Here is a 572-nt window from a genome sequence, read left to right on the forward strand (position 1 = left end):
GCGCTGGACCAGTCAGCAGGTCGAGCAGGTGATTCTCCAGAATTTGCCGGGCCGGCTTGCCAGCGCGCTGCTCGGTCTCACCGAAGAACGCAAGCTCGATTCCGGTAGCGGAACGCTTGCCATCACGCAGCAGGAGATCAGCGAGATGGTCGGGATGACGCGCGAGAGCATCAACAAGCAATTGCGCGCCTGGGCCGGCCGCAACTGGGTCCGCCTCGAACACGGCGCCATCGTCGTGCTAAATACGGATGCGCTACGCGACCTCGCCGAGAGCGGCCTCGACGGCGAGTGACGCGTCTGCCTGAAGCGGAATGGCCTGAGGTTGAATCGATCGCCACGGGCTCGGTGCAACCTCTCTCGCTTGCGGGAGAGGTCGCGCCCACCGGGTCGCGCCGAAGGCGGGCCCGATGACAGGCTCCGGCGCGGGCGAGGGCTTTCTCCTCTAGAAGATTATCCCATCGCGGAAATACCCTCTCCCCAACCTCTCTCGCAAGCGCAGGGCAATCGCATATGGGTCTTTGAAAGACCTGAGCACGCGCCTCGCCCTTCGAGACGACCGCTTCGCGGTCCCT

Annotated in this window: 1 protein-coding gene; it reads left to right on the plus strand. The window is 64.5% G+C overall.

What is annotated here, in order from left to right; all coding sequences use genetic code 11:
* A partial coding sequence (locus JHD07_RS29020; protein WP_291628398.1) for a Crp/Fnr family transcriptional regulator occupies window positions 1–292 on the plus strand: 292 nt, incomplete at its 5' end.
* Window positions 293–572: the final 280 nt, after the last annotated feature.

This window comes from Bradyrhizobium sp. (assembly GCF_016462955.1).
Taxonomy (GTDB): domain Bacteria; phylum Pseudomonadota; class Alphaproteobacteria; order Rhizobiales; family Xanthobacteraceae; genus Bradyrhizobium.